Genomic DNA, 1,610 nt, shown 5'->3' on the forward strand with positions numbered 1-1,610 from the left:
CTCGCGAAAAAGGGACCTTATCATATTCATAAGGAAAAAACTACTACTCAGGTGACATTCAAGTTCTCGACCACATCCTTAGTGGCAGCTAAGGATGGATGAGCATCCTGGGAGTATTCAGGATTTGTGAAAGCCTCAGGAATTATTGTATTATTTTGTTGAGTGGTTTTAATTCCTTTGGCATTGAGGAACAAGGTTTCATTGTATTCTTTCATCTTTGACAACATGGAGAATGCGATTTTGAGGATGATGTTCCCCAGTGCTCTGAGGGCATGACCGTAAGTCTTGCCCTCTTTTCTCTTTCTTTTGTAGTAGTTTCTTGCCCATCCACAAGTCTTCAGAGAAGCGAAAGCTGCGATGTGAATCATGTTTCTTAGGTCTTTGTCGCATTTCTTTCTCATCAGCATTATTGACTTTCTGCCACTTTGAAAGAGGAAGGGAATAGTTCCAGCGTATTTCTGCATCTCCTGGTAGCTTCTGAAATCATGTGTGAGATAGGCCTTTACTATGTATGAGCCTATTACAGCCTTCACACCTGGAATAGAAAGAATGATCCTGTATGGACTATTCTCTAGGGTCTCTCCCATCTCTTCCCTCAATCTTTCTTGTTCCTCTCTCAAGGTGAGAATTTGATTTGCCAGGAACATTATGAGATTACCCTCACATGATGTATCGCCCCAAGAGATCCCTTCGCTTCTTATCCTGTCAAGCTTCTTTCTCAAGATACTAGTCATTCTGTAGTTCTCTTTGTTCAGTATCTTCCTAAGCTCTTCGTTCGAAACTTTCTTAAATTCAGTTATCGTAGGGCAGATGCTAAGAATCCTCAAGGAGGTATTTGATCTGTACTGCTTATCCATAATGTGCAAGTATTCCGGGAAATACCTCAGTAGGACTGAATACAATCTGTTGCACTGTTGACTATGTGTTTTGGATACAATGCTGTACATAGTCACCAGTTTAGTGATCTTCGCTCCGACTCCTGAATATCTTGCCTTGAGACAGTAAGAGGGATGTTCCTTGAAGGTAAGAGCAATCGCCTTGGCATCTAGACTATCGCTCTTTGCCCCGGAACTAAAATGATACTTCCTGGCTTCTTTGGACCTACAAGGAGGTAAGACATACACCTCTCTCTTGTTAGTGAGAAGGTAGTCTCCTATCCTGTTGTTTGCTTCTTCGATCACGAAAACTGCCTCTGGATAATCGTTCAGCAGTCTTTCATAACCTTTAACAGAGTCTGGGATCTTGAAACTCTTATCAGCCTTGAGGTCATAGCAAGTATGGGAGTCAGCTGACCAGTCAATACCTACGATCATACCGCTTTGCTCTTTCATCTCACAAACACCTCGCAATAAATGGATTAGCAGTCTACGAGTACCGATTTCCCTGTTGTAGCGTTCCTGAGGATCTTTCCCCGGATGAACTTATCATTGAACCTGAAGTACTCCCAGGAAGAAAGCAAGTGCTGTCCCCACGTAGCTCTTCCTTCATAAGGAAGGCTGATAGACATGAAGTCTCTACCTTCTCCCTGACTGCCACCATCATTGTAGAAAAATCATTCCTTAGAATTCAAGTCATAGCTTATATATCTACAACAGACGTGAGGAGAATCG

Annotated in this window: 1 protein-coding gene; it reads right to left on the reverse strand. The window is 42.4% G+C overall.

The features are described 5' to 3' along the window. Window positions 1-47: 47 nt before the first annotated feature. The gene (locus V513_RS03035; RefSeq protein WP_099771662.1) at window positions 48-1,331 is read right to left on the reverse strand and encodes an IS110 family transposase; all 1,284 of its coding nucleotides are present in this window, start codon (window positions 1,329-1,331) and stop codon (window positions 48-50) included. Window positions 1,332-1,610 lie beyond the last annotated feature (279 nt).

Origin of the sequence: Mesotoga sp. H07.pep.5.3 (genome assembly GCF_002752615.1) — a bacterium.
Lineage (GTDB): Bacteria > Thermotogota > Thermotogae > Petrotogales > Kosmotogaceae > Mesotoga > Mesotoga prima.